This is a genomic window from Pseudomonas sp. GD03875 (genome assembly GCF_029840585.1).
GTDB classification, from domain to species: domain Bacteria; phylum Pseudomonadota; class Gammaproteobacteria; order Pseudomonadales; family Pseudomonadaceae; genus Aquipseudomonas; species Aquipseudomonas paralcaligenes.
In genome coordinates this window covers 93,671-120,066 of sequence record NZ_JAOCCV010000012.1, presented here as the reverse complement: position 1 = coordinate 120,066, position 26,396 = coordinate 93,671, and the positions used below count along the sequence as shown (strand labels likewise).

Below are 26,396 nucleotides of genomic sequence, written 5' to 3'. Positions count from 1 at the left end.
ACAAGACCGGGCGGCACTCCCGCGCCTAGACTCGCGGACATCGTCAGTGCTGCGGGAGCCGCTCATGATCCACGATGTCGCCATCATCGGCGCCGGTCCGGCCGGCCTGTGCCTGGCCCGCGCCCTGTCCGGGCACGGCCTGTCCGTCGTCCTGCTGGAGCGCCAGGCGGAACGGGAACTGGCCGACCCGGCCTTCGACGGCCGCGAGATCGCCCTGACCCACGCCTCCCAGGCCCTGCTGGAGAAGCTCGGCCTGTGGCGGCGCTTCCCCGCCGAGGATGTCGCCGTGCTGCGCGACGCCCAGGTGTTCAACGGCCCCTCGCTGTTCGCCCTGAAAATCCGCGCCGAGCAGGCGGGTGCCGAGCGCCTCGGCCATCTGGTCGCCAACCAGGCGATCCGTCGCGCCGCCTTCGAGGCGGTCGCCGAGTGCGCCGACGTGCAATTGCGCTGCGAGACGAGCGTGCGTGCGATCCGCCACCACGCCCGGGAAGTGGAGCTGGAACTGGCCGATGGCGAATCGCTGCGCACGCGCCTGCTGGTGGCCGCCGACAGCCGCTTCTCCGAGACTCGTCGTCAGCTCGGCATCGGCGCCCGTCTCAAGGACTTCGGCAAGACCATGCTGGTGTGCCGCATGCGCCACGACAAACCTCACCAGCAGGTGGCCTGGGAGTGGTTCGGCTACGGCCAGACCCTGGCCCTGCTGCCGCTCAACGGCAACCAGTCGTCCGTGGTGCTGACCCTGCCGCCGCGCGAGATCGAACGCCTGCGCGAACTGGACGAGGAGGCCTTCGCCCGGGAGATGGAACAGCGCTTCGACCGCCGCCTCGGCGCCATGCAGCTGGTCAGCGCCCGCCGCGCCTATCCCCTGGTCGGCGCCTACGCCGAGCGCCTGGTCGGCCCGCGCTGCGCGCTGCTCGGCGACGCCGCCGTCGGCATGCACCCGGTCACCGCCCACGGCCTCAACTTCGGCCTGGGCAGCGTGCAGCGCCTCGCCGACGCCGTGCTGGCCGCCCACGCCCATGGCGAGGACATCGCTGCGCCGGCGGTGCTGTCCCGCTACGAGCGCCAGCACCGCCTGGCGACCTGGCCGCTGTACCAGGCCACCAACCTGCTGGTGGACGTCTACACCAACGACCGCCTGCCGGCCAGGCTGCTGCGCGGCGCCGGCCTGCGCGTGGCGCAGGGGCTCCTGCCGCTGCGCAAGGGCATCGCGCGGCACCTCACCGCGCGAGGCTGACCCGCCGTAGGGTGCGCCGCGCGCACCGGCCGTGTCTCGGTGCGCGCGGCACACCCTACAGATTGGCCTCATCTATCCCCTTTTGTCCGCATCTATCGTTCTGCCGCAAGCGCGGCGCTGCCTAGAATCGATCGCAAGGTGTCCTTGGCACCAAACTGCCTCTTAATCGCCAATAAAAACAATTGGTTAGGAGCTATTTGCGGATGAGCAGCGCGATCTCGATCGAAACCCTGAGCATGGAGTACGGCGCCGCCGGCAGCGGCCACAAGGCGCTGGACGAGGTCTCCCTGGAAATCCGCGACAACGAGTTCTTCACCCTGCTGGGCCCCTCGGGCTGCGGCAAGGCCACGCTGCTGCGGCTGATCGCCGGTTTCGAGCAGCCCACCGCCGGGGTGATCCGCCTGTACGGCGAGCCGATGCAGGACCTCCCGCCCTTCCGCCGCCCGGTCAACACCGTATTCCAGAGCTATGCGCTGTTCCCGCACATGACGGTGGCGCAGAACATCGGCTTCGGCCTGGAGATGCAGGGCAAGCCGAAGGCGGAGATCGCCGCCACCGTGGAGCGCATGCTGGCGCTGGTGAAGCTGCCGGACGTGGGCGGCCGCCGCGCCGACCAGCTGTCCGGCGGCCAGCAGCAGCGCATCGCCCTGGCCCGGGCGCTCGCCAGCCGGCCGCGGGTGCTGCTGCTGGACGAGTCGCTGTCGGCGCTGGACATGAAGCTGCGCAAGGAAATGCAGATCGAACTCAAGCGCTTGCAGGCCGAGACCGGCATCACCTTCATCTTCGTCACCCACGACCAGGAAGAAGCGCTGACCATGAGCGACCGCATCGCGGTGATGAACAAGGGGTGCATCCTCCAGGTCGGCACACCCAGCGAAATCTACGAGAGCCCGGTGAACCGCACGGTGGCCGACTTCATCGGCGAGACCAATTTCCTCGAAGCCTGGGCCCGGGACGAGCGCCTCGAACTGGCCGACGGCCAGGCGCTGCCGGGGGCGGGCGAGCGGCGTGGCGCGGTGACCCTGGCGATCCGCCCGGAACGGGTGGCCCTGGACGAGGCCGGCAACCTGGCCGGCGAGGTGGAGGAGGTGGTGTACATCGGCACCGACACCCTCTACCTGCTCAAGGTGGCGGGGCAGTCGGGCTTCCGCGTGCGCCAGCAGAACCGTGGCGGCAGCGCGCAGCCCCTGCCGCGCGGCGCGCTGGTGCGTCTCGACGTGCCGGCCGCGGCGATCCGGGTGCTGGCCGAATGAGCACGCCACGGCAACTGGCCGAACGCCGCCAGCTGGTCCGCCGCCTCGGCCTGATCGCGCCGGGCATGGCGGTGCTGGCGGTGTTCCTGATCGCGCCGCTGGCGATCATGCTGCTGGTGTCCTTCCTCCAGCCCGGCGACTACGGCGGGGTGAAGTGGGGCGAATACTCGGTGGAGGCCTACGTCGGCTTCCTCTACGAGCGCGACTTCGACGACAGCCTGGTGTTCAACACCGACTACCTGGGCATCTTCCAGCGCTCCTTCTGGCTGGCCGTGGCGACCACCGCCGGCTGCCTGCTGATCGGCTTCCCCACGGCGCTGTACCTGGCCCTGCAGAGCGAGAGGAAGCGCAACCTGCTGCTGTTCCTGGTCACCGTGCCGTTCTGGACCAACCTGCTGGTGCGGGTCTACGCCTGGATGCTGCTGCTGCGCAACGGCGGCCTGGTGGACAGTGCGCTAGGCGTGTTCGGCGTGCCCGAGGGCAGCGTCGGCCTGCTGTACAGCAACGGCGCGGTGATGATCGGCCTGCTCTACAGCTTCCTGCCGTTCATGGTGCTGCCGATCTACACCAGCCTGGAGAAGCTCGACTGGCGCCTGGTGGAGGCGGCCTTCGACCTGGGCGCCAACCGCTGGCAGGCGCTGAAGCGGGTGATCCTGCCGCTGGCGCTGCCCGGCATGCTGGCCGGGGCGACCCTGCTGTTCAACGGCCTGCGCCAGCGCGGTCAGGAGGTGCGCGCATGAACCTGCAGGGCCCGCTGTGGCGTTTCACCGGCGTGCGGCCGCTGGCCTGGGCGTTCTTCGCTTTCCTCTACATCCCGATCGTGGTGCTGGTGGCGCTGAGCTTCAATGCCGGCCAGTCGGCCACTCTGTGGCAGGGCTTCAGCCTCAAGTGGTACGGCGTGGTGGCGAACGATCCGGAGATTCTCCGCGCGGCGAAGAACTCGCTGATCGTCGCGACCCTGGCGACGCTGATCGCCACCTGCCTGGCGACCCTGGCGGCGCTGGGCATGCACGGCCGGCGCTTCCGCGGCCAGGGCGCATTGCAGGGCGTGCTCGGCCTGCCGCTGCTGGTGCCGGACATCGTCTGCGCGGTGGCGATCCTGATGTTCTTCGCCTTCATCGGCCTGAAGCTGTCGCTGCTGACCATCCTGATCGCCCATGTGGTGTTCTGCACGCCGTTCGCCTACCTGCCGATCCGCGCCCGCCTGCAGGGCATGGACCCGCGTCTGCTGGAGGCCGCCGCCGACCTCTACGCCTCGCCCTGGCGCGCGTTCTGGCGGGTCAGCTTCCCGCTGCTGCTGCCCGGCATCCTGTCCGGGGCGATGCTCGCCTTCATCATCTCGATGGACGACTTCGTCATCACCTACTTCGTCGCCGGGGCCGGTTCGACCACCCTGCCGATCTACATCTTCAGCTCCATCCGCATGGGTATATCGCCGAAGATCAATGCGATTTCCTCGATCATGCTCGTGCTTTCCATCCTCTTCGTCACCCTGTCGTACTACCTCGGCCAACGCAAACGCTAGGAGCCAGACCATGATCCGTCGTACCCCGCTCGCGCTATCCGTCGTATTCGCCCTCGGCCTGTCCGGCGCCGCCCAGGCCGCCGGCAGCCTCAACTTCGCCAACTGGTCGGACTACTACCCGCCGGAGCTGCTGAAGAAGTTCGAGGCCGACACCGGCATCAAGGCCACCCTCGACGCCTACGACTCCAACGAGACCCTGCTGGCCAAGCTCAAGGCCGGCGGCGGCAACTACGACGTGGTGGTGCCGTCGGACAGCTTCATCCAGATCATGGTCCAGGAGGACCTGCTGCAGAAGTTCGACAAGAGCAAGCTGCCGAACCTGAAGAACCTGGCGCCGACCTTCCAGAAGCTCGACTTCGACCCGGGCCACGACTACAGCGTGCCGTACCTGTGGGGCACCACCGGCTACAGCTACGACAGCGCCCAGGTGCCGGGCGGCAAGCTCGACGAGAGCTGGGGGCCGTTCTTCGCCCCGCCGGCCGAGCTGAAGGGCAAGGTGGTGGCGCTCAACTCGATGGACGACCTGTTCCCGCCGGCCGCCTTCTACCTCGGCATCGACCGCTGCACCGAGGACCCGCAGGAGGTGAAGAAGGTGATGGAACTGCTGAGCAAGCAGAAGGGCATGCTCGCCATGTACAACAGCGACGGCACCATCGAGCGCATGGCTGCCGGCGAGGTGGCCATGCACCAGCAGTGGAACGGCGCCTTCCACCGCGCCAAGGAGCAGCGCGGCTCGCTGGTCTACGTCTATCCGAAGGAAGGCATCGCCACCTTCATCGACAACTTCGTGATTCCCAAGGGCGCGACCAACGTCGAGGAGGCCCACGTGTTCATCAACTGGATGATGCAGCCGGAGAACATCGCCGCCGCCTCCAACTTCGCCAAGTACCACAACGCCATCGCCGGCTCCGAGCAGTTCATGGAGAAGGCCCTGTTCGACGACCCGGCCATCAACACCCCGCAGGACAAGCTCGAACGCCTGCGCCCGTTCAAGCTGTGCTCGCCCAAGGCCCTGTCGTTGCGCACCAAGGTCTGGACCAAGCTGAAGAAATAAGCGCCTGGCTCCCCTCTCCCATTGGGAGAGGGGTCGGGGCGGCCCGCGTAGGGGTGAGGGTGCTTCGACCCTCGCCTGAACCATCCCGGCAGGAAAATTCATCCTTTCATTTCACGGACCCTTGCGAGTCCGGGGAGCCCCTCATGCTGACGATCTACAGCGACGACCATCACCTGCACCACGGCAAGTTCGAACTGATCGATGGCCAGCTCACCCCCTGCTTCGAGAAGCCCAGCCGCGCCGACATGGTCCTGGCGCGGGCGCAGAAGGTGAAGCTGGGCGAGGTGGCGGGGCCGCGCGAGTTCGGCCTGGAGCCGATCCTGCGGGTCCACGACGAAGGCTTCGTGCACTTCCTCAAGGGCGCCTGGGCCGAATGGCAGGCCATGGGTCGCGACTACGACATGCTGCCGTTCACCTGGCCCAACCGGCGCCTGCGCCAGACCATTCCGGACAGCGTCGACGGCCGCTTCGGCTACTACAGCTTCGACGCCGGCGTGCCGATCACCGCCGGCACCTGGCAGGCGGTGAGCAGCTCGGTGAACGTCGCCCTGACCGGCCAGGCCGAGCTGGCCAAGGGCGCGCGCGGGGTGTTCTCCCTGTGTCGGCCGCCGGGCCACCACGCCGCCGCCGACTACATGGGCGGCTACTGCTACTTCAACAACGCCGCCATCGCCGCCCAGGCGATGCTCGACCAGGGCGCCAGCCGGGTGGCCATCCTCGATGTGGACTACCACCACGGCAACGGCACCCAGGACATCTTCTACGACCGCGCCGACGTGCTGTTCACCTCGATCCACGGCGACCCGCGCTTCGAATACCCGTTCTTCCTCGGCTACGCCGACGAGAAGGGCGAGGGCGTCGGCCAGGGCTTCAACTTCAACTACCCGCTGGCCGCCGGCAGCGACTGGTCGGCGTGGAGCCTGGCGCTGGCCGCCGCCTGCCGGCAGATCGCCGCCTACGCGCCGGACGCGCTGGTGGTGTCGCTGGGGGTGGACACCTTCAAGGAAGACCCGATCTCCCAGTTCAAGCTGGACAGCCCGGACTACCTGCGCATGGGCGAGGTCATCGGCAAGCTCGGCCTGCAGACCCTGTTCGTGATGGAAGGCGGCTACGCGGTGGAGGAGATCGGCATCAACGCCATCAACGTGCTGCAGGGCTTCGACAGCGTCGTGCGCTGACCTGCGGATGGGTGGTGGCGGTGCGCACAGCGCACCCTACGGTAGGGCGGGTGAAACCCGCGGGCGGGGCCGATGATATCGCGGAGTCGCGGGTTGCACCCGCCCTGCGGGATTCGCTCGCCTGGCAGCGCGATAGCCCCTAGAATCGAGAACAATTCTCGACAAGGGGGCTCCATGTCTGCATCCATCCGGCTTCGACTCGTCCGCCTGAGCGGCCTCGCGGGCATCCTCGGCGCGCTGCTGTGGACGCTCGGCGACGCCCTCATCATCGGCGCCAATGCCGGCGTCGCCGACTATCCACTGCTGCTCGACACCTACGCCGAGCGGATCGGTTTCGACGGCCTGGCGATGATGCTGCCATCGTCCGAGCCGCGCCTGGCGGCCGGCGCGCTGGTCGCCAACGTCGGCATCGTCTTCTACCTGGCCGGCTGCTGGCACCTGCTCCAGGGCATGCGCCCGGACCGGGGATGGCTCGCCTGGGCGGCCTTCGCCCTGCTGGTCGCCGGCAACGCCTGGTCGCCGCTCGGGCATGCCGGCTTCTACTACGTCGGCATGGTCTACAAGACGCTGCTGGAGACGCCGGTGGAGGCCCATGCCGCGCTGCTCGAACTCGGCAACCACTTCGACCACGTGCTGATGATCGCCTGGCTGCTGGCGGTGGTGACCCTCGGCGTGGCTCTGCTGCTGCTCGGCCTGCGCATCGCCCTCGGTGGCACGGCCTGGCCGCGCTGGTTCGCGCTGGTCGCCAACCCGCTGTCGCTGGTCGGTATCGGCCTGCTGGTGCCGTTCGTGCTGCCGGAGCCGCTGAGCACCTGGCTCGGCGGCGCGGCGTTCAACGTCGGCTGGCTGGCCGTCTACGCCTTGTCGACCGCGCTGCTGTGGCGCGGCGACACGCTCAGCCCTGCGGCGCGGTGAAGGGCTCGTCCTTGCGGAACACGTAGAACAGGTTCGGCTCGCTGACCATGTAGATAGTGCCGTCCTCGTCCATGGCCACGCCCTCGGCGCGCGGGATGCGCTGCTCCAGGCCGCTGCGGCCGCCGACCAGGCTGATGAAGCTGACCGGCTCGCCGTGCTCGTCCAGCTCCAGCAGCAGGCGCGACTGGGCGGAGAGGGCGAGGATGTGGCCGGTGCGCGGGTCGACGCTGAGCGCCGACAGGTTGCGCATGCCCAGGCCGTAGCTCGGCAGCGGCTGCAGCTCCTGGTCCAGCAACTGCTGGCCGTCGCTGCCCAGGCTGAACATGGCGGTGGGCGAGCGCTCCTTGCCGAGCAGCAGGCGCTGCTGGGCCGGGTCCCAGGCGATGCCCTCGAAGCCCTTGTTGCCGGCGTCCGGGAAGCCCAGGTCGAAGGGCTCGGCGTCGGCGATGTCCAGTTCCTCGGTGTCCGCCGTCAGGGCGAAGATCGACAGGTTGCGCTTGCGCTCGTCGGTCACGGCGATGTTGCCGTTCTCCAGCACGGCCACTCCTTCCGGGTTGGCGAAGCCCTTCAGGGCGATGCGCCGCAGCACCTCGCCGGTGCGGCTCAGCTCGACCAGCATGGGCAGCTTGCCGGTGACGGTGAACAGGGTGCCGGTGAGCGGGCTGTAGGCCAGGTCGGAGGCCTCGTCGTCGTCCAGGCCGGCCAGCGGCTTGCCTTCGACGCTGACCTTGTAGCCCGGCAGCCAGATGCTGGCGTCGCGGTCGGCGGTCGGCACGTTCTGCTCCTTGAGCCAGAGCAGGGTGCGGTCGTCCCAGTGCAGGTAGCGGACCACGGCGACGGTGCAGGCGAGGATGACGACCAGCGCGAGGCTGAGCGTGCGGCGGCGGGAGAGAACGGCGAGGGACATCGGGACTGCTCGATGAAGATCAGCCTCTGTGATACCCCAGGCACGGTGAAAGTTCTGTGAAAGGCCGCCCCGGAACCCGTTCACGATCGAGAACACATCCTGTAGGAGCGGCCTTGGCCGCGAAGCTTTTGCCGTGCTCCCGGTTCGCGGCCAAGGCCGCTCCTACAACTGCGCCTATCTGCTGCTCTCGCCCGGGCTTTCAGAGGACGTGGCTGGCGAAGCGCGAGAGCCCGACCAGCTCGATCTCCAGGCTTTCGCCGCTGCTCAGCGGGCCGACGCCGGCGGGGGTGCCGGTGGACACCACGTCGCCCGGCTGCAGGCTGAAGTGGCCGGCGATGTGCTGGATCAGGCCGATGATCGGGTTGAGCATGTCGCGGCTGTTGCCGTCCTGGCGGACCTGGCCGTCGATGGACAGGCGGATGCCGATGTCGCGCACGTCCTCCACCGCATCGGCCATCACGAAGGGTGCCAGCACGTAGGCGCCGTCGAACGACTTGGACAGCTCCCAGGGCAGGCCCTTTTCCTTGAGCTTCGCCTGCACGTCGCGCAGGGTCAGGTCCAGCGCCGGGGCGAAGCCGGAAATGGCGTCGCGCACCTCTTCCTCGGATGGTTTCTTCGACAGCGGCTTGCCGATCAGTACGGCGATCTCCGCCTCGAAATGCACGGCGCCGCGCTCCTGGGGAATGGCGAAACCGCCTTCCAGCGGCACGGTGCAGCTGCCCGGCTTGATGAACAGCAGCGGCTCGGTCGGCACCGGGTTGTTCAGCTCGGCGGCGTGCTCGGCGTAGTTGCGGCCGACGCAGACCACCTTGCCCAGCGGGAAGTGGACCGGGGTGCCGTCGATGTAGTGGTGCTGGTAGCTCATGGGACCGCTCCTCGGGTGGGATACTGGCTGGGAGAGGGCTGGGGTGAGGGTGCCGCAGGCGACTCGGCGTGGCCTGGAAACCCCTCACCCCCTGGCCCCTCTCCCAAGGAGAGAGGGGAGTCGAGGCCTCAAACCGGGAAGATCTTGCCCGGGTTCATGATGCCATTCGGATCGAACACGGCCTTGATCGCCTTCATGTAGCCGATCTCCGCCTCGGAGCGGCTGTAGTGCAGGTAGTCGCGCTTGGTCATACCCACGCCGTGCTCGGCGCTGATCGAGCCGTTGTACTTCTGCACGGTCTCGAACACCCACTGGTTGACCACCGCGCACTTGGCGAAGAACTCGTCCTTGGACAGGTTGTCCGGCTTGAGGATGTTCAGGTGCAGGTTGCCGTCGCCGATATGGCCGAACCACACCACCTCGAAGTCCGGGTAGTTGGCCTCGACGATGCGGTCGATGTCGTGGAGGAAGGCCGGCACCTGGCCGACGGTGACCGAGATGTCGTTCTTGTACGGCGTCCAGTGGCTGATGGTCTCGGAGATGTACTCGCGCAGCTTCCACAGGTTCTCCAGCTGTTGCTGGCTCTGGCTCATCACGCCATCGACCACCCAGCCCTGCTCGACGCAGTGCTCGAAGGTGGCCAGGGCCTGCTCGGCGACTTCCTCGGTGGTGGCCTCGAACTCCAGCAGGGCGTAGAACGGGCAGTCGGTCTCGAAGGCCGGCGGCACGTCGCCGCGGGCCATGATCTTGGCCAGGGCCTTGTCGGAGAAGAACTCGAAGGCGGTCAGGTCCAGCTTGTTCTGGAAGGCGTGCAGCACCGGCATGATCGAGTCGAAGTCCGGGGTGCCGAGGACCATCGCGGTGAGGTTCTTCGGCGCGCGCTCCAGGCGCATGGTCGCTTCCACGACAAACCCGAGCGTACCCTCGGCGCCGATGAACAGCTGGCGCATGTCGTAGCCGGTGGCGTTCTTGATCAGGTCGCGGTTCAGCTCCAGCAGCTCGCCGGTACCGGTCACCACCTTGAGGCCGGCCACCCAGTTGCGGGTCATGCCGTAGCGGATCACCTTGATGCCGCCGGCGTTGGTGCCGATGTTGCCGCCCAGCTGACTGGAGCCGGAGGAAGCGAAGTCCACCGGGTAGTACAGGCCCTTCTCCTCGGCGAACAGCTGCAGCTGCTTGGTCACCACGCCCGGTTGGCAGACCACGGTGCGGTCGTACTCGTTGAAGGCGAGGACCTGGTTCATGTAGTCGAACGCCACCACCACCTCGCCGTTGGCCGCCACGGCGGCGGCGGACAGGCCGGTGCGGCCGCCCGAGGGCACCAGGGCGACCTTGTGCTGGTTGGCCCAGCGCACGATGGCCTGCACCTGCTCGACGGTCTTGGGGAAGACGATGGCGCTGGGCGCCGGGGCGAAATGCTTGGTCCAATCCTTGCCATAGGCGTTGAGGGAGTCGGCGTCGGTCAGCACCTTGCCGGCCTCCACCAGGGTCTTCAGCTCGTCGATCAGGGCGGGATTGGTCATCTGGGAACTCTCAAGCTGTTCATGGTCACCCTGAGAACGCTTCATCGGTCAGGGGTGGGCGTTTCGCGGGGTCCGTATGCTAGCATACGCACCCCGCCAATCGTGCCCCCGAGCCGATCCGCGGGGTCGGCCGCGGCCGATTTCCCTGACACTTTTTGTGGGACAACAGGTACTCCGATGAGCAAGACCTCTCTCGACAAGGGCAAGATCAAGTTCCTTCTGCTGGAAGGCGTGCACCAGAACGCCGTCGACACCTTGAAGGCCGCTGGCTACACCAACATCGAGTACCTCAAGGGCGCCCTGTCCGGCGACGAGCTGAAGGCCAAGATCGCCGACGCTCACTTCATCGGCATCCGCTCGCGCACCCAGCTGACCGAGGAAGTCTTCGACTGCGCCAAGAAGCTGGTCGCCGTCGGCTGCTTCTGCATCGGCACCAACCAGGTCAACCTGGACGCGGCCCGCGAGCGCGGCATCGCCGTGTTCAACGCACCCTATTCCAATACCCGTTCGGTGGCCGAGCTGGTGCTGGCCCAGGCCATCCTGCTGCTGCGCGGCATCCCGGAGAAGAACGCCTCCTGCCACCGTGGTGGCTGGATCAAGTCGGCGGCCAACTCCTTCGAGATCCGCGGCAAGAAGCTCGGCATCATCGGCTACGGCTCCATCGGCACCCAGCTCTCGGTGCTGGCCGAGGCCCTGGGCATGCAGGTGTTCTTCTACGACACCGTGACCAAGCTGCCGCTGGGCAACGCCACCCAGATCGGCAACCTGTACGACCTGCTGGGCCTGTGCGACATCGTGTCGCTGCACGTGCCCGAGCTGCCGTCCACCCAGTGGATGATCGGCGAGAAGGAAATCCGCGCCATGAAGAAGGGCGGCATCCTGATCAACGCCGCGCGCGGCACCGTGGTCGAACTGGACCACCTGGCCCAGGCGATCAAGGACGAGCACCTGATCGGCGCCGCCATCGACGTGTTCCCGGTCGAGCCGAAGTCCAACGACGAAGAGTTCGAGAGCCCGCTGCGTGGCCTGGACCGCGTGATCCTGACCCCGCACATCGGCGGCTCCACCGCCGAGGCCCAGGCCAACATCGGCCTGGAAGTGGCCGAGAAGCTGGTCAAGTACAGCGACAACGGCACTTCCGTCTCATCCGTCAACTTCCCGGAAGTCGCCCTGCCGGCGCACCCGGGCAAGCACCGCCTGCTGCACATCCACCAGAACGTGCCGGGTGTGATGAGCGAGATCAACACGGTGTTCGCCGAAAACGGCATCAACATCTCCGGCCAGTTCCTGCAGACCAACGACAAGGTCGGCTACGTGGTGATCGACGTCGACGCCGAGTACTCCGACCTGGCGCTGGAGAAGCTGCAGCACGTCACCGGCACCATTCGCAGCCGCGTCCTGTTCTGAGGCGCGTCGCCGCAATGAAAAAGGGAGGCTTCGGCCTCCCTTTTTCGTTGCTGTGTATCAGTGCCGCGTGGCCTGTGTAGGAGCGAGCTCTGCTCGCGAAGCTCTTTACGGGTCTTGGTTCGCGAGCAGAGCTCGCTCCTACGGTCGTGGGTCGTGGTCTTTCAGCGCACCGTCAGCGCGAAGCCGATGCGGGTCAGCCACTCGGCTTCCTGCTCGAAGTCGGCCTGGGTCAGCGGGTTGGCTTCCAGCCAGCCGCCGGGGAAGGTCAGGTCGAGGCTCTGCGGGCCGGCCTTGAGCTGTACCTTCGGCATGTCCTGGGTGCCGCGGATGTGATGGAAGAGGATGGCGAAGCGCAGCAGCACGCACAGGCGCAGCAGCTGCACGCCGTCTTCGCCGAACTCGGCGAAGCGGTCCTTAGGGATGTTGCGGCGGTGGCCGCGCACCAGCAGCGCCAGCATCAGCTGGTCGCGCCGGGAGAAGCCGGCCAGGTCGGAGTGCTCGATCAGGTAGGCGCCGTGCTTGTGGTACTGGTAGTGGGCGATGTCCAGGCCGATCTCGTGCACCCGCGCGCCCCATTGCAGCAGGTCGCTGTGCCAGTCCTCGTCCAGCTGCCAGGTGTCGGCGACCTTGCCCAGCGCCTGCAGGGCCTTGGCCTCGACCCGCGCCGCCTGCTGCAGGTCGACGTGGTAGCGCTCCATCAGCGCGCCCAGGGTGCGTTCGCGCACGTCCTCGTGGTGGTGGCGGCCGAGCAGATCGTAGAGCACGCCTTCGCGCAGCGCGCCTTCCGAATGATCGATGCGCTGCAGTTCGAGGGCATCGAACACGGCCTCGGCGATGGCCAGGCCGGCCGGGAAGATCTGCCGGCGATCGGGCTTGATGCCGTCGATCTCCAGCTTGTCGGCCTCGCCCAGCTTGAACACCTTGCGCTTGAGCCAGGCCAGGCCCTCGGGATTGATCTCGCCGTTGCCCAGCTCGCCGGCCTTGATCGCCAGGCCGATGGCGCGGATGGTGCCGGACGCGCCCACCGCTTCCTGCCAGCCCAGGCGATGCAGGCCCTGCTCGATGCTCATCAGTTCCAGGCGCGCGGCGGTGTAGGCCTGTGCATAGCGCGCCGGGGTGATCTTGCCGTCCTTGAAGTAGCGCTGGGTGTAGCTGACGCAGCCCATCTGCAGGCTCTCGCGCAGCAGCGGTTCGAAGCGCTGGCCGACGATGAATTCGGTGCTGCCGCCGCCGATGTCCACCACCAGGCGCTTGCCGGGAGTGTCGGCGATGGTGTGCGACACGCCGAGGTAGATCAGGCGCGCTTCCTCGCGCCCGGAAATCACTTCCACCTGATGGCCGAGCAGCTCGTCGGCGCGTCGGATGAACTCGGCGCGGTTGCGTGCCTCGCGCAGAGCGTTGGTGCCGACGATGCGCACGGCGCCTTGGGGCAGGTGCTGGATCAGCTGGCCGAAGCGGCGCAGGCAATCGAGGCCGCGCTGCATGGCTTCCTCGCTGAGCTGGCGCTCCTCGTTGAGGCCGGCGGCCAGCTGCACCTTCTCGCCGAGCCGCTCGAGGATGCGGATCTCGCCATGATCGGCCTTGGCCAGCACCATGTGGAAACTGTTGGAGCCCAGGTCGATGGCTGCAATCAGGGGATACTGCTTGGAGGTGTTGGGCATGAGGGATTCCTTGAGGAAACGCTGGCATCCTGCCACGACCAGGCAGGCGCTCCAATGGTTCGCATGTTAACCGCCCGAGGCCTCGATGCCGTATTCTTTCATCAGCTTTTACCCCGGGATCGATAGCCAGGCTCAATGGCCTGCGGCTTTCGACTCGGGGCAAGGCGGGCTATCATGACCGCCAATTTTTTCCGCTTCCGACCACGGAGACTGTACATGAGCGAATTCATCACCAACGTCAGCGACACCAGCTTCGAAGACGATGTGATCAAGGCCGAAGGTCCGGTCCTGGTCGACTACTGGGCCGAATGGTGCGGCCCGTGCAAGATGATCGCCCCGGTCCTGGACGAGATCGCCCAGACCTACGCCGGCAAGCTGAAGATCTGCAAGCTGAACATCGACGAGAACCAGGAAACCCCGCCGAAGTACGGCGTGCGCGGCATCCCGACCCTGATGCTGTTCAAGAACGGCAACGTCGAGGCCACCAAGGTCGGCGCCCTGTCCAAGTCGCAGCTGGCCGCCTTCCTCGACGCCAACATCTGAGGCGTTCGCCGCTGTAGCAGAAGCCCCGCACATTGCGGGGCTTTTTCTTTGGACGCAGGCTGGACGCCACGATAAACGCGGTGTTACATTCGGGCCTGCGCCGGGTTCCCCGCCGCCCTCCAAGCCGTCGCCGATGCACTCCTCCCGATAATATCGAGCGATCCAGTCGCCCTCTCGCGGCGCGGCCAGCAAAGCCACAGGCTTTCCTTCCTTCTCTCATCTATCTACGTCATTCCTATGAATCTGACCGAACTCAAGCAAAAGCCGATTGCCGAACTGCTGGACATGGCCGACCAGGCTGGTCTGGAAAACATGGCCCGTTCGCGCAAGCAGGACATCATCTTCGCCCTGCTCAAGAAGCACGCGAAAAGCGGCGAAGAGATCTCCGGCGACGGCGTGCTGGAGATTCTCCAGGACGGCTTCGGCTTCCTGCGCTCCGCGGACTCCTCCTACCTGGCCGGCCCGGACGACATCTACGTCTCGCCCAGCCAGATCCGCCGCTTCAACCTGCGTACCGGCGACACCATCATCGGCAAGATCCGCCCGCCGAAAGAGGGCGAGCGCTACTTCGCCCTGCTCAAGGTCGACACCATCAACTTCGACCGTCCGGAAAACGCCAAGAACAAGATCCTGTTCGAGAACCTGACGCCCCTATTCCCGACCAAGCGTCTGACCATGGAGGCCGGGAACGGCTCCAAGGAAGACCTCACCGGCCGCGTGATCGACCTCTGCGCACCGATCGGCAAGGGCCAGCGCGGCCTGATCGTCGCCCCGCCGAAGGCGGGCAAGACCATCATGCTGCAGAACATCGCGGCCAACATCACCCGCAACAACCCCGAGTGCTACCTGATCGTCCTGCTGATCGACGAGCGCCCGGAAGAAGTGACCGAGATGCAGCGCACCGTGCGCGGCGAAGTGGTCGCCTCGACCTTCGACGAGCCGCCGACCCGTCACGTGCAGGTCGCCGAGATGGTGATCGAGAAGGCCAAGCGCCTGGTCGAGCACAAGAAGGACGTGGTCATCCTGCTCGACTCCATCACCCGCCTGGCGCGTGCCTACAACACCGTGATCCCGAGCTCCGGCAAGGTCCTCACCGGTGGTGTCGACGCCCACGCCCTGGAGAAGCCCAAGCGCTTCTTCGGCGCCGCCCGTAACATCGAGGAAGGCGGCTCGCTGACCATCATCGCCACCGCGCTGGTCGAGACCGGCTCGAAGATGGACGAGGTGATCTACGAGGAATTCAAGGGCACCGGCAACATGGAGCTGCCGCTGGACCGCCGCATCGCCGAGAAGCGCGTGTTCCCGGCCATCAACATCAACAAGTCCGGCACCCGCCGCGAGGAGTTGCTGACCGGGGAGGAAGAGCTGCAGCGCATGTGGATCCTGCGCAAGCTGCTGCACCCGATGGACGAGATCGCCGCCATCGAGTTCCTCACCGACAAGCTGAAGGACACCAAGACCAACGAGGAATTCTTCTTGTCGATGAAGCGCAAGTAGGCACGAATCGTTGCACGCGAGGCCGGGGAAACCCGGCCTTTGCATGTGCGCAGCCTTCTGAATAACCCAGTTCGGCGCTAAACTTTGCGCCCCGACCTGTGAGGCCCAAGCATGCAGTATCGCGACCTGCGCGACTTCATCCGCGAGCTGGAAAAGCGCGGCGAACTCAAGCGCATCCAGGCACCGGTATCGCCGGTGCTGGAAATGACCGAAATCTGCGACCGCACCCTGCGCAAGGGCGGTCCTGCGCTGCTGTTCGAGAAGCCCACGGGCTTCGACGTGCCGGTGCTCGGCAACCTGTTCGGCACGCCCAAGCGCGTGGCGCTGGGCATGGGTGCAGAGGACGTCGGCGAGCTGCGCGAGATCGGCAAGCTGCTGGCCTTCCTCAAGGAGCCCGAGCCGCCCAAGGGTCTCAAGGACGCCTGGAGCAAGCTGCCGATCTACAAGAAGGTCATCAGCATGGCGCCCAAGGTGCTCAAGGATGCGCCGTGCCACGAGGTGATCGAGGAGGGCGAGGCCGTCGACCTCGGCAAGCTGCCGATCCAGCATTGCTGGCCGGGCGACGTGGCGCCGCTGATCACCTGGGGCCTGACCATCACCAAAGGCCCTAACAAGGAGCGGCAGAACCTCGGCATCTACCGCCAGCAGGTGATCGGCCGCAACAAGGTGATCATGCGCTGGCTCAGCCACCGCGGCGGCGCGCTGGACTACCGCGAGTGGTGCCAGAAGCACCCGGACAAGCCCTACCCGGTGTGCGTGGCCCTGGGCGCCGACCCGGCCACCATCCTCGGCGCAGTGACGCCGGTGCCGGACACCCTCTCCGAATACGCCTTCGCCGGCCTCTTGCGCGGCCACCGCACCGAACTGGTCAAGGCCATCGGCTCCGACCTGCAGGTGCCGGCCAGCGCCGAGATCGTCCTCGAAGGCGTGATCCATCCGGGCGAGACCGCGCCGGAAGGCCCCTACGGCGACCATACCGGCTACTACAACGAGGTCGACACCTTCCCGGTGTTCACCGTCGAGCGCATCACCCGCCGCCGCGAGCCGATCTACCACAGCACCTACACCGGCCGGCCGCCGGATGAACCGGCGATCCTCGGCGTGGCGCTGAACGAGGTGTTCGTGCCGATCCTGCAGAAGCAGTTCCCGGAGATCACCGACTTCTATCTGCCGCCGGAAGGCTGCTCCTACCGCATGGCGGTGGTGACCATGAAGAAGCAGTACCCGGGCCACGCCAAGCGCGTGATGCTCGGCGTGTGGAGCTTCCTGCGCCAGTTCATGTACACCAAGTTCGTCATCGTCACCGACGACGATGTGAACGCGCGCGACTGGAACGACGTGATCTGGGCCATCACCACGCGCATGGACCCCAAGCGCGACACGGTGATGATCGACAACACGCCGATCGACTACCTCGACTTCGCCTCGCCGGTGTCCGGCCTGGGCTCGAAGATGGGCCTCGACGCCACCCACAAGTGGCCGGGCGAGACCAGCCGCGAGTGGGGCAGGGTGATCGAGAAGGACCCGGCCGTGGTCGCACGAGTCGACGAGCTGTGGGCGCAACTGGGGATCGACTGATGAAGCGCCTGTGGGAGCGGCCTTGGCCGCGAACGGAACAGCGCAGAGGCATCGCGGCCAAGACGGAGTGCCGCCCAGCCGCCCCCACGGGGGCCGTGGCATGAAGGTCACCCTGCAGCCCTCCGGTGCCGTGCTCGACGTACACGGCGGCGAGCGCATCCTCGACGCCGCGCGGCGCCTGGGCTACGAGTGCCCGCAGAGCTGCCGCAACGGCAACTGCCACATCTGCGCGGCATTGCTGGTGGAAGGCCGGGTGCGCCAGGACGGCGCCGAACTGGACCACGGCGAGCTGTTCACCTGCCTGGCCGAGCCGCTGGAGGACTGCGTGCTGCACTGGGACGGCGTGCTCGCCCCCGGCGAGCTGCCGGTGCGCACCTTCGGCTGCCAGGTGCTCGACCTGGCCGATCTGGGCGGCGACGTCTGCCGCGTGCGCCTGCGCGCGCCGGCCGGCAAGCCGCCGCGCTACCACGCCGGGCAGTACCTGCTGCTGCAGCGCGACGACGGCGAGTGGGCGGCCTTCTCCCTGGCTTCGGCGCCGCACGAGGGGCGCGACCTGGAGCTGCACATCCTGACGCGCGAGGACGCCCCGCGCCAACTGGTGGAGCAACTGCGCCGCACGCGCCTGGCGCGGGTGCAGATGCCGTTCGGCGACACCCACCTGGCCGAGCTGCCGGAGGGGCCGCTGGTGCTGCTCGCCGCCGGCACCGGCATGGCGCAGATGCACAGCCTGATCGAGCACTGCCGGGCCACCGGCTTCACCCATCCGCTGCACCTCTACTGGGGCGTGCGCCAGCCGGAAGACTTCTACCACCTGGACCACTGGCGCGCCTGGGAAAACCAGCCCGGCCTGTACCTGCACCGGGTGGTCAGCGACGCCTGCACCGGCGATATCCGCTGCGGCATGCTGCACGAGGCGGTGTGCCAGGACTTCGCCGACCTCAAGTCCCTGCACGTCTACGCCAGCGGCTCGCCGGGAATGGTCTACGGCACCCTGGACGCCCTGGTGGACGCCGGCATGGACGCCCACCAGATGCGCGCCGACGTGTTCGCCTACGCGCCCCGCTCCTGACCGGGCCGCCCCAGGGCGGCCCGGCAGGTTGCCTCAGTAGCGCAGCAGGCTGACGTCGTCGATGCGGATCTCGTCGCTGCGATCGCCCTGGCTCTTCACCCGCAGGCCGTACTGCCCGTCGGCCGGCAGCTCGTCGGTCACGTCGAACAGGAACGACGACTTCAGCCGTGCCGGTGCGGCGCTGTGATCGGCGTGTGAAAGCTCCGCGCCGCCATGGCTGCTGGCGTGGTGCGCGGCGCCGAAGAAGGTCAGATAGCCGGCCAGCCGTTCGCCGCCCTGGCTGTCGGTGATCAGCACCTCGTAGGCGCCGTCGGGCTCCTCGGTAAAGGACACAACCATCTGCAGGACCAGTGCCGAGGCGTCGCTCGTTAGCACCTTGGGTGCGGACTTGCTGGTCTGGGGCGGGGGCGCCAGGTCGAGGCTCAGGCCTTGCAGGGCCTGGCGCGGGGCGGCCTGCCAGAGGCGTTGCGGCTGCTGGCGTTCATTGGCCTGCAGCAGCTCTTCGCTGGCGCTGCTGCCGAGCGCGGCCACCGGGCTGCCGAGCTGATCGTAGACGTAGTTGGGGCTGAAGGCGGCCTGGTAGGCCTGCGCGACGCTGTATTCGACGCGCTGGCCGTTGGCGTCGAAGAACTGGTAGGGTCAGGGCACGGCCTGCAGCTCGGCCAGCGAGGGGCGTCGCCCGTTCGGCGAGCGTTCCCACTTCTGCCAGAGGTAGTCGATGTTGGCGTGGTGCAGCCAGAACACCGGGTCGAATCCGGCCGAGGGCACCTCGCCCATCAGGCCGGCGTGGGCCTTGTCGCGGTAGATCGAGTTCCACATGGTCAGGTCGTTGGAGACGCCGCCGATGTAGTTGTGCATCGCGCCGTGCGGGGCGCGGTCGATCTGGTTGCTGAACACGCTGAAGACCCTGCTCTGGAACAGGCTGGTCACGTCCAGCAGCTTGTCCATGTTGGCGATGGGCGTGTTCTGGATCGGCTGGCCGGCGTTCAGGCTGGGCAGGCGTTCGGCGCTGAACAGACTGGAGTTTGGCTGGCGGATGGGCTCGGGCATCACCCGATAGGCGCTGTTGGTGTAGTCCCAGTAGGGCAGGGCGAAGTCGCGCTTGCCGGAGAGCTGGCGCACCATGGCCTCGAAATGCTGGATGTACAGGCGGTGCCAGAGCAGGAAGTGGATCTCCGAGCCGTCCTGGTGGGTGCAGGTGTTCCACCCCCACTTGAGCTGGCCGATATTGGTGTAGGACGGGCAGAGCGGGTTGTCGCCATTGGGAATGGTCGGCGGGATGGCGTGGGTGGCGCCCTGGTAGTACCAGCTGCGCGGGTCGGCGCAGCCCAGGGCGCGCATCTTCTGCAGGGCGGTCTGCAGCGCCATCAGGTCGGGCAGGGCCGCGGCGCTGCTGGCGTTCTTGCGAACGAAGGGCGGGGCGTTGGTCGCGGTTTCGGCCTGGGCCTGGCTGGCGATAAGCAAGGAGGCGCCGAGGAGGGCGCCGAGAGCGGCATGCTGCATAGATTCATCCCTGTATGCGGATCGACGGGAAAGGCCTTGGGGCCTTTGCGAGGTGGCGTCGGGCCGGCGCCATCCGGCTCCGGGGCAGGCATCCGTGCCCGCGCTGGTGGAGGAGTCTAGCAGTGAATCGCGGAGGCGCCGCCACGGGGCGGCGCGGTGCTTCAGCGGACGAGCACGACCACCTTGCCCACGGCCTTGCGCTGGCCCAGGGCGTCGATGGCTTCGCCGCCGCGCGCCAGCGGGAAGGTCTGGGACACCAGCGGCTTGAGCTTGCCCTCGGCGTGCCAGGCGAACAGCTGCTCGAAGTTGGCTGCGTTGTCCTGCGGCTGGCGCTGGGCGAAGGAGCCCCAGAACACGCCGATCAGCGCGGCGCCCTTGAGCAGCGGCAGGTTGGCCGGCAGGGCCGGGATGCCGCCGCCGGCGGCGAAGCCGACCACCAGGAAGCGACCGTTCCAGGCGATGGAGCGGAACGCCTCCTCGAAAAGATCACCCCCGACCGGGTCGTAGATCACGTCCACGCCCTGGCCGCCGGTGAGTTTCTTCACTTCTTCCTTGAGGCTCTGCTCGCTATAGTTGATCAGGTGGTCGGCGCCGGCGTTGCGCGCCACTTCCAGCTTCTCGGCGGTGCTCGCCGCGGCGATCACCTTGGCGCCCATGGCCTTGCCGATCTCCACCGCCGCCAGGCCGACGCCACCGGAGGCACCGAGCACCAGCAGGGTCTCGCCCGGCTGCAGGTTGGCGCGCTGCTTCAGCGCGTGCATCGAGGTGCCGTAGGTCATGCCGAAGGCGGCGGCGCTGGTCAGCTCCATGCTCTTCGGCACGGGCAGCACGTTGTAGGCGGGTACCGCCACTTCCTCGGCGAAGCCGCCCCAGCCGGTCAGCGCCATGACCCGGTCGCCCGGCTTGAGGTGGGTGATCTTCTCGCCGACCACCTTGACCACGCCGGCGGCCTCGCCACCCGGGGCGAACGGGAACGGCGGCTTGAACTGGTACTTGCCCTCGATGATCAGGGTATCGGGGAAGTTGACCCCGGCGGCGTGCACTTCGATCAGCACCTCGTTCTTCTTGGGTTCGGGGCTGGGCAGGTCTTCCAGGACCAGGCTGGAGGCCGGGCCGAAGGCTTTGCAGAGCAGGGCTTTCATCGCACTTTCCTCGGGTTCGTGACTGTCCGGCAGTGTAGGCGGCGGGTCGCGAGGGTCAACGAGCATGGCCGCATCTGATGGCGCCCCATAAGCACCGGGCTTGGGCGCGGGGGCCGCTATGGCTATGCTAGGCGGCATCCGCCTTCGAGGAGTCGTCCGTGAAAAACTGCATCGCGTTGCTGCTGGCCCTGATCCTGCCCTGCGCCGCCCTGGCCAACAGCGGCGGCGGCGAGGAGAACGCCGCGCCCAAGGTCGCCTACTACAACCTGGTGCCGGCCCTGGTGGGCAATTTCGGCGCCGGGCCCAAGCTCAAGTTCTACAAGGCCGACATCGCCTTGCGGGTGACCGGCAGCGAGGCCGAGGAGCGGGTCGAGCACCACGAGCCGCTGATCCGCAACCAGCTGGTGATGCTGTTCTCCCAGCAGACCGAGGCCAGCATGGCCGACGAGGCGGCCAAGGAGAAGCTGCGCCAGGACGCCCTCAAGCAGGTGCAGGAAGTGCTGACCCAGGAAGAAGGCAAGCCGATCGTCGAAGACCTGCTGTTCAACAACCTCATCCTCCAGTAGGGCGGGTGCAACCCGCGCCCGGTCGCCGAGCAGCGCCCCGCATCTGCCAGGGACGCGCTGGCGGGTTTCACCCGCCCTACGCCATCTGCGCCAGGGTCTTGCGGAAGCGCAGCAGGGCCGCGGTGAAGAACAGCGCGCCGATGCCGGCGATGGCCAGCAGCTGCGGCCAGACGATGGACAGCCCCGCGCCGCGGTAGAGGATGGCCTGGGCCAGGGCGACGAAGTGGGTGGTCGGCGCCGCCAGCATGATCTGCTGCACCAGCTCCGGCATGCTCTCGCGCGGCGTGGTGCCGCCGGAGAGGATCTGCAGCGGCAGCAGCACCAGGATGATCAGCAGGCCCAGCTGCGGCATCGAGCGCGCCACGGTGCCGAAGAAGATGCCCATCGAGGTGGTGGCGAACAGGTGCAGCGCCGCGCCCGCCAGGAACAGCGCCAGCGAGCCCTCGATCGGCACCTGCAGCCAGCCCTGCACCACCAGCAGCAGCGACAGCGCCGCCGCCACCAGCACCACCAGGCCCATCGACCAGACCTTGGCCAGCATGATCTCCAGCGGTGTCACCGGCATCACCAGCAGGTGCTCCACCGTGCCGTGCTCGCGCTCGCGGATCAGCGCCGCGCCGGTGAGGATGATCGACAGCATGGTGATCTGGTTGATCACCTCCATCACCGAGCCGAACCAGGCGCGCGTCAGATTGGGGTTGAAGGCGACCCGCACCGCCAGCTCCGCCGGCTGCTGCAGCTCGCCCCGGTAGCGGCGGACGAACTCGGCCACCTCGCTGGCGCCGATGCTCTGGATGTAGCCGGCGCCGGTGAAGGCCATGCTCACCTGGGTGGCGTCGACGTTGAGCTGGATCGCCGGGCTGCGCCCGGCCAGCACGTCGCGCTGGAAGTCCGGCGGGATGTTGAGGGTGAAGGTGTAGCGGCCGGAGTCCATGCCGCGGTCCATCTGGCTCAGGTCGATGCGTTCCGGCGGCCGGAAGTAGGGCGCCTGGAAGGCCTGGACCAGGCGCTCGGAGAGCTGCGACTGGTCCTCGTCGACCACCGCGATGGCGGCGTTGTGCAGGCTCTCCGGCATGCTGGTGGCGGAGGAATACACGCCCAGGCTGAAGGCCCAGAGGATCAGCACCACCAGCGCCAGGTCGTGCTGCAGGCTGCGCAGTTCCTTGACGCCGAGGTGGAGGATGTTGGCCAGGCGTTCCATCACACCTCCTGTTTGCGCAGCAGGCTGGCGCTGAGCAGGGTCAGCAGCGGCACGGTCAGCGCCAGGGCGAGGAAGTAGCCGGCCAGGTCCTGCAGTTCGAGGGCCTTGGAGAAGATGCCGCGGCTGATCACCAGGAACTGCGAGGTCGGGTAGACCTGGCCGATCAGCGCGCCGAAGCCTTCCAGCGAGGCCACCGGGTAGATCAGCCCGGAGAACTGCACGGCCGGCAGCAGGGTGGCGATGGCGGTGCCGAACACGGCGGCGATCTGGCTCTTGGTGAAGGTCGACATGAGCAGGCCCAGGCCCGTGGCGCAGGCGACGTAGAGCAGGGCGCCGAGGCCGAGGGTCAGCCAGCTGCCCTTGAGCGGCACGTCGAACACGGTGATCGCCAGCAATACCAGCAAAGCGCAGTTGAACAGGCCCAGGGCGATGTAGGGCAGCTGCTTGCCGAGGAGGAATTCCAGCCGCGTCACCGGGGTGACGTAGAGGTTGGTGATCGAGCCCAGCTCCTTCTCGCGCACCACGCCGAGGGCGGTGAGCATCGCGGGAATCAGCATCAGCAGCAGCGGGATCACCGCTGGCACCATGGCCTTGAGGCTCTCCACGTCCGGGTTGTAGCGGTAGCGCACTTCCAGTTCGGCGGCGCCGGCCGCCTGGGGCTGTGGCGAGCGCCGCGCCAGTTCGGCCAGGTAGTGCTGGTGCAGGCCGGTGACGTAGCCCTTGATGGTCTCGGCGCGGGTCGGCATGGCGCCGTCGATCCACATGCCGATCTGCGGGCTGGCGCCGCGCTTGAGGTCGCGGCCGAAGTGCGGCGGTATCTCCACCGCCAGGCTGATGTCGCCGTTGCGCAGGCGTCGCTCCAGGTCGGTGTAGTCGGTGAGCGGCGGCTTCTCCAGGAAGTAGCGCGAGCCGGACAGGTTCAGGTGGTACTCCTGGCTGGTGGTGGTGCGGTCGCGGTCGAGCACGGCGAAGGTCAGGTCCTCCACGTCCAGGCTGATGCCGTAGCCGATGATGAACAGCAGCAGCACCGTGCCGAGCAGGGCCATGCCACCGCGGATCGGGTCGCGGCGCAGCTCCAGCGACTCGCGCCGGGCATAGCTGAGCAGCCGGCGCGGGCTGAAGCGCTGGCGTTGCGGCGGCGGCGCCTGTTCCAGCGGCGGCGCCTCGCTGACCGGCTGCTCGCCGACCGCTTCCTGCAGGTAGGCGATGAAGGTGGCTTCCAGGCTGTCCAGCCCGCGCTTGTCCATCAGCCCCTGGGGCGTGTCGCTGTCCAGCACCTTGCCGGCGTGCATCAGCGAGATGCGGTCGCAGCGCTGCGCCTCGTTCATGAAGTGGGTGGAGATGAAGATGGTCACCCCGTCGTTGCGCGACAGGTCGAGCATCAGTTGCCAGAAACCGTCGCGCGCCACCGGGTCGACCCCCGAGGTGGGTTCGTCGAGGATCAGGATTTCCGGCTGGTGGATCACCGCCACGGCCAGCGACAGGCGCTGGCGGATGCCCAGCGGTAGGCGCTCGGGGAGCATGTCCATGACTGCGCCGAGGTCGAAGCGCGCGGCCATCTGCGCCACCCGCGGCTCGATGGCGGCGGCCGGCACGTGGAACAGCTGGGCGTGCAGCACCAGGTTCTGTCGCACCGTCAGCTCGCCGTACAGGGAAAACGCCTGGGACATGTAGCCGACCCGCTTGCGCGTGGCCATGTCCTTCGGGTCCACCGCCTGGCCGAACAGCAGGGCCTCGCCCTCGCTGGCCGGCAGCAGGCCGGTGAGCATCTTCATGGTGGTGCTCTTGCCGCAGCCGTTGGAGCCGAGGAAGCCGAAGATCTCGCCGCGGCGGATGCGGAACGATACCCGGTCCACCGCCACGAAGTCGCCGAAGCGCATGGTCAGGTCGCGGGCCTCGATGGCGATCTCGCTGCTGTCGTGCAGCGGCGGGATCACCACCTCGCGGTGGCCGCGCCGGCGCTCCTCCGGCAGCAGGGCGATGAAGGCCTGCTCCAGGCTGTCGCAGCCGGTGCGCTGGCGCAGCTCGGCCGGGCTGCCGGTGGCCAGCACGCGGCCGGCGTCCATCGCCACCAGGTGGTCGAAGCGCTCCGCTTCCTCCATGTAGGCGGTGGCCACCAGCACGCTCATCTGCGGGCGCTGGCTGCGGATGCGGCCGATCAGGTCCCAGAACTGGTTGCGCGACAGCGGGTCGACGCCGGTGGTGGGCTCGTCGAGGATCAGCAGGTCGGGGTCGTGGATCAGCGCGCAGCACAGGCCGAGCTTCTGCTTCATGCCGCCGGACAGCTTGCCCGCCGGCCGCTCGCGGAACGCCGCCATGCCGGTGCTGCGCAGCAGGTCGTCGATGCGCCGCTCGCGCTCGGCGGCGCCCTGGCCGAACAGGCGGCCGAAGAAGTCGAGGTTCTCGAACACCGACAGGGTCGGATAGAGGTTCCTGCCCAGGCCCTGGGGCATGTAGGCGATGTGCGGGCAGACCTCGCGGCGGTGGCGACGGCTGGCCATGTTGCCGCCGAGTACCTCGACCGTGCCGTGCTGGATCTGCCGGGCGCCGGCGACCAGCGCCAGCAGGCTGGACTTGCCGACCCCGTCCGGGCCGATCAGCCCGACCATGCGCCGCGCCGGCAGCTCCAGGTCGATACGTTCGAGCGCCTTGGTCTGGCCGTAGTCGAGGCCGACGCCGGCGAGCCGGGCGACCACCTCGTTCATTGCGGGACCTTGATCGTCAGGTGCTCGGGCCATTCGGCCTCAGGGTCGAGACGCAGGTAGGCCATGCCCGGCACTCCGGTCTTCACCTGCTGCAGGTGCTTCTGCAGCAGCCCGGGGTCGATGCGCGCCTTGACCCGGAACATCAGTTTCTCGCGCTCGCTGGCCGTCTCCACCGTCTTCGGCGTGAACTGGGCGACGCTGGCGACGTAGCTGACCTTGGCCGGGATCACGTATTGCGGCGCGGCGTCGATCACCAGGCGCACCTCGCTGTCGAGCGCCACCAGGCCGGCCTGGCGCTCGGGCAGGAAGAAGGTCATGTAGACGTCGGTGAGGTCGACCAGGTTGAGCACCTTGCCGCCGGCGCCGAGCACTTCGCCGGGCTGGGCGACGCGGTACTGCACGCGGCCGGCGCGCGGCGCCTTGAGCCGGCTGTCGTCGAGGTCCGCCTGCAGGCGGTCGACGCTGGCGCGGGCGGCGTCAACGGCGGATTCCGCCTCGATCGCCTGGGACTGGGCGGCGGCGATGCCGGCGGCGGCGGAGCTGACCTGGGCGCGGGCCGCGGCCAGCGCCGCCTCGGCGCTCTGCAGGCGGGCCAGGTCATCGTCCAGCTGCTGCTGGGCCATGGCGTTGCGCTTGACCAGGGTGGCGCTGCGGGCGTGGCGCTTGCGCGCCGCGTCCAGCTCGGCCTGGCGCTGGCGCACCACGGCCTCGGCGGTGAGCTTCTCGCTCTCGCGCAGGCTGATCTGGCTGGTGGCGGTGATGCGGCCGTTCTCGGCCTGCTTCAGTTGCGCCCTGGCCTGGGCCAGCTGGGCCTCCAGCACCTGGGTGTCCATCTGCGCGAGGACCTGCCCGGGCTGGACGAAGTCGCCTTCGTCGACCTCGATGGCGGCGATGCGCCCGGCCAGCTTGGTGGCGACATCCACCTCAGTGGCCTCGATCCGCCCGTTGCCGCTGGCGAAGCCCTCGCCCAGCCCTTGCGGGCGAAGTTGCCACCAGGCCGCGGCGACCAGCAGGGCCAGGCCGGCGGCGATCAGGTAGGGCAGGGGACGTTGCGTTTTGTTCATCTC

At 67.8% G+C, this 26,396-nt stretch carries 22 protein-coding genes and 1 pseudogene; 13 read left to right on the top strand and 10 right to left on the bottom strand.

Going from position 1 to position 26,396, the window contains the following annotated elements; translation table 11 throughout:
- Positions 1 to 64: 64 nt before the first annotated feature.
- From ubiM to N5D30_RS13140, 7 genes and pseudogenes are all read left to right on the top strand, one after another.
- Positions 65 to 1,237: a 5-demethoxyubiquinol-8 5-hydroxylase UbiM gene (gene ubiM, locus N5D30_RS13170; RefSeq protein WP_279909348.1), complete on the top strand. Its 1,173-nt coding sequence runs from the start codon at positions 65 to 67 to the stop codon at positions 1,235 to 1,237.
- A 203-nt stretch (positions 1,238 to 1,440) separates the two neighbouring features.
- A complete protein-coding gene (locus N5D30_RS13165; RefSeq protein WP_279909347.1) occupies positions 1,441 to 2,490 on the top strand; it encodes an ABC transporter ATP-binding protein in 1,050 nt (349 codons plus the stop codon).
- A pseudogene (locus N5D30_RS13160) lies at positions 2,487 to 3,191 on the top strand (ABC transporter permease); the annotation flags it as partial. The gene N5D30_RS13165 and the pseudogene N5D30_RS13160, both read left to right, overlap by 4 nt.
- A gap of 35 nt (positions 3,192 to 3,226) precedes the next feature.
- A complete protein-coding gene (locus N5D30_RS13155; RefSeq protein ID WP_220811320.1) occupies positions 3,227 to 4,015 on the top strand; it encodes an ABC transporter permease in 789 nt (262 codons plus the stop codon).
- Positions 4,016 to 4,025: 10 nt separating this feature from the next.
- Positions 4,026 to 5,069 (top strand): extracellular solute-binding protein, encoded by a 1,044-nt coding sequence (locus tag N5D30_RS13150; RefSeq protein ID WP_220811321.1) that lies wholly within the window; start codon positions 4,026 to 4,028, stop codon positions 5,067 to 5,069.
- 143 nt (positions 5,070 to 5,212) lie between these two features.
- The gene (locus N5D30_RS13145; protein ID WP_279909345.1) at positions 5,213 to 6,247 is read left to right on the top strand and encodes a histone deacetylase family protein; all 1,035 of its coding nucleotides are present in this window, start codon (positions 5,213 to 5,215) and stop codon (positions 6,245 to 6,247) included.
- 174 nt (positions 6,248 to 6,421) lie between these two features.
- Positions 6,422 to 7,162: a DUF6796 family protein gene (locus tag N5D30_RS13140; RefSeq protein ID WP_279909344.1), complete on the top strand. Its 741-nt coding sequence runs from the start codon at positions 6,422 to 6,424 to the stop codon at positions 7,160 to 7,162.
- Here N5D30_RS13140 and N5D30_RS13135 read toward each other — a convergent pair.
- From N5D30_RS13135 to N5D30_RS13125, 3 genes are all read right to left on the bottom strand, one after another.
- Positions 7,143 to 8,069 (bottom strand): SdiA-regulated domain-containing protein, encoded by a 927-nt coding sequence (locus tag N5D30_RS13135; RefSeq protein WP_279909343.1) that lies wholly within the window; start codon positions 8,067 to 8,069, stop codon positions 7,143 to 7,145. The genes N5D30_RS13140 and N5D30_RS13135 overlap by 20 nt on opposite strands.
- Positions 8,070 to 8,268: 199 nt before the next feature.
- The gene (locus tag N5D30_RS13130) at positions 8,269 to 8,934 is read right to left on the bottom strand and encodes a fumarylacetoacetate hydrolase family protein (RefSeq protein WP_279909342.1); all 666 of its coding nucleotides are present in this window, start codon (positions 8,932 to 8,934) and stop codon (positions 8,269 to 8,271) included.
- A 128-nt stretch (positions 8,935 to 9,062) separates the two neighbouring features.
- Positions 9,063 to 10,457 carry an FAD-binding oxidoreductase gene (locus N5D30_RS13125; protein WP_220811326.1) on the bottom strand — a complete coding sequence of 465 codons (1,395 nt, stop codon included), beginning with the start codon at positions 10,455 to 10,457 and terminating at the stop codon, positions 9,063 to 9,065.
- A 177-nt stretch (positions 10,458 to 10,634) separates the two neighbouring features.
- On the opposite strand from N5D30_RS13125, the gene serA reads away from it, so the two are divergent.
- Positions 10,635 to 11,864 (top strand): phosphoglycerate dehydrogenase, encoded by a 1,230-nt coding sequence (gene serA / locus N5D30_RS13120; protein WP_220811327.1) that lies wholly within the window; start codon positions 10,635 to 10,637, stop codon positions 11,862 to 11,864.
- A 161-nt stretch (positions 11,865 to 12,025) separates the two neighbouring features.
- Here the strand turns inward: serA and ppx are convergent, their stop codons facing one another.
- Entirely contained in the window at positions 12,026 to 13,525 is a 1,500-nt protein-coding gene (gene ppx / locus N5D30_RS13115) for an exopolyphosphatase (protein WP_220811328.1), read from the bottom strand.
- A gap of 216 nt (positions 13,526 to 13,741) precedes the next feature.
- Between ppx and trxA the strand changes: the two genes are divergently transcribed.
- The 4 genes from trxA to N5D30_RS13095 all read left to right on the top strand — a co-directional run bounded on the left by trxA (position 13,742) and on the right by N5D30_RS13095 (position 18,212).
- Complete coding sequence (trxA, locus tag N5D30_RS13110) at positions 13,742 to 14,068, top strand: thioredoxin TrxA (RefSeq protein ID WP_220811329.1); 327 nt, start codon at positions 13,742 to 13,744, stop codon at positions 14,066 to 14,068.
- Positions 14,069 to 14,305: 237 nt separating this feature from the next.
- Positions 14,306 to 15,565, top strand: coding sequence for a transcription termination factor Rho (gene rho / locus N5D30_RS13105; RefSeq protein WP_220811330.1), 1,260 nt, complete (start codon positions 14,306 to 14,308; stop codon positions 15,563 to 15,565).
- Between the two features lie 111 nt (positions 15,566 to 15,676).
- The gene (gene ubiD / locus N5D30_RS13100) at positions 15,677 to 17,143 is read left to right on the top strand and encodes a 4-hydroxy-3-polyprenylbenzoate decarboxylase (RefSeq protein ID WP_279909341.1); all 1,467 of its coding nucleotides are present in this window, start codon (positions 15,677 to 15,679) and stop codon (positions 17,141 to 17,143) included.
- 100 nt (positions 17,144 to 17,243) lie between these two features.
- Positions 17,244 to 18,212 carry a CDP-6-deoxy-delta-3,4-glucoseen reductase gene (locus N5D30_RS13095; RefSeq protein ID WP_279909340.1) on the top strand — a complete coding sequence of 323 codons (969 nt, stop codon included), beginning with the start codon at positions 17,244 to 17,246 and terminating at the stop codon, positions 18,210 to 18,212.
- A 33-nt stretch (positions 18,213 to 18,245) separates the two neighbouring features.
- On the opposite strand, the gene N5D30_RS13090 is transcribed toward N5D30_RS13095, so the two are convergent.
- The 3 genes from N5D30_RS13090 to N5D30_RS13080 all read right to left on the bottom strand — a co-directional run bounded on the left by N5D30_RS13090 (position 18,246) and on the right by N5D30_RS13080 (position 20,857).
- Positions 18,246 to 18,743, bottom strand: a complete 498-nt coding sequence (locus tag N5D30_RS13090; protein ID WP_279909339.1) for a hypothetical protein — start codon at positions 18,741 to 18,743, stop codon at positions 18,246 to 18,248.
- Positions 18,744 to 18,851: 108 nt separating this feature from the next.
- Positions 18,852 to 19,715: a tyrosinase family protein gene (locus N5D30_RS13085; RefSeq protein ID WP_279909338.1), complete on the bottom strand. Its 864-nt coding sequence runs from the start codon at positions 19,713 to 19,715 to the stop codon at positions 18,852 to 18,854.
- 161 nt (positions 19,716 to 19,876) lie between these two features.
- The gene (locus N5D30_RS13080; protein ID WP_279909337.1) at positions 19,877 to 20,857 is read right to left on the bottom strand and encodes an NADPH:quinone oxidoreductase family protein; all 981 of its coding nucleotides are present in this window, start codon (positions 20,855 to 20,857) and stop codon (positions 19,877 to 19,879) included.
- A 158-nt stretch (positions 20,858 to 21,015) separates the two neighbouring features.
- Between N5D30_RS13080 and N5D30_RS13075 the strand changes: the two genes are divergently transcribed.
- Positions 21,016 to 21,423, top strand: a complete 408-nt coding sequence (locus N5D30_RS13075; RefSeq protein ID WP_279909336.1) for a flagellar basal body-associated protein FliL — start codon at positions 21,016 to 21,018, stop codon at positions 21,421 to 21,423.
- A 76-nt stretch (positions 21,424 to 21,499) separates the two neighbouring features.
- Here the strand turns inward: N5D30_RS13075 and N5D30_RS13070 are convergent, their stop codons facing one another.
- The 3 genes from N5D30_RS13070 to N5D30_RS13060 are packed head-to-tail and all read right to left on the bottom strand — an operon-like array spanning position 21,500 to position 26,393.
- The gene (locus N5D30_RS13070) at positions 21,500 to 22,624 is read right to left on the bottom strand and encodes an ABC transporter permease (RefSeq protein WP_220811336.1); all 1,125 of its coding nucleotides are present in this window, start codon (positions 22,622 to 22,624) and stop codon (positions 21,500 to 21,502) included.
- Complete coding sequence (gene rbbA / locus N5D30_RS13065; protein WP_279909335.1) at positions 22,624 to 25,329, bottom strand: ribosome-associated ATPase/putative transporter RbbA; 2,706 nt, start codon at positions 25,327 to 25,329, stop codon at positions 22,624 to 22,626. The genes N5D30_RS13070 and rbbA overlap by 1 nt, the downstream gene beginning before the upstream one ends.
- Entirely contained in the window at positions 25,326 to 26,393 is a 1,068-nt protein-coding gene (locus N5D30_RS13060) for an HlyD family efflux transporter periplasmic adaptor subunit (RefSeq protein WP_279909333.1), read from the bottom strand. The genes rbbA and N5D30_RS13060 overlap by 4 nt, the downstream gene beginning before the upstream one ends.
- Positions 26,394 to 26,396 lie beyond the last annotated feature (3 nt).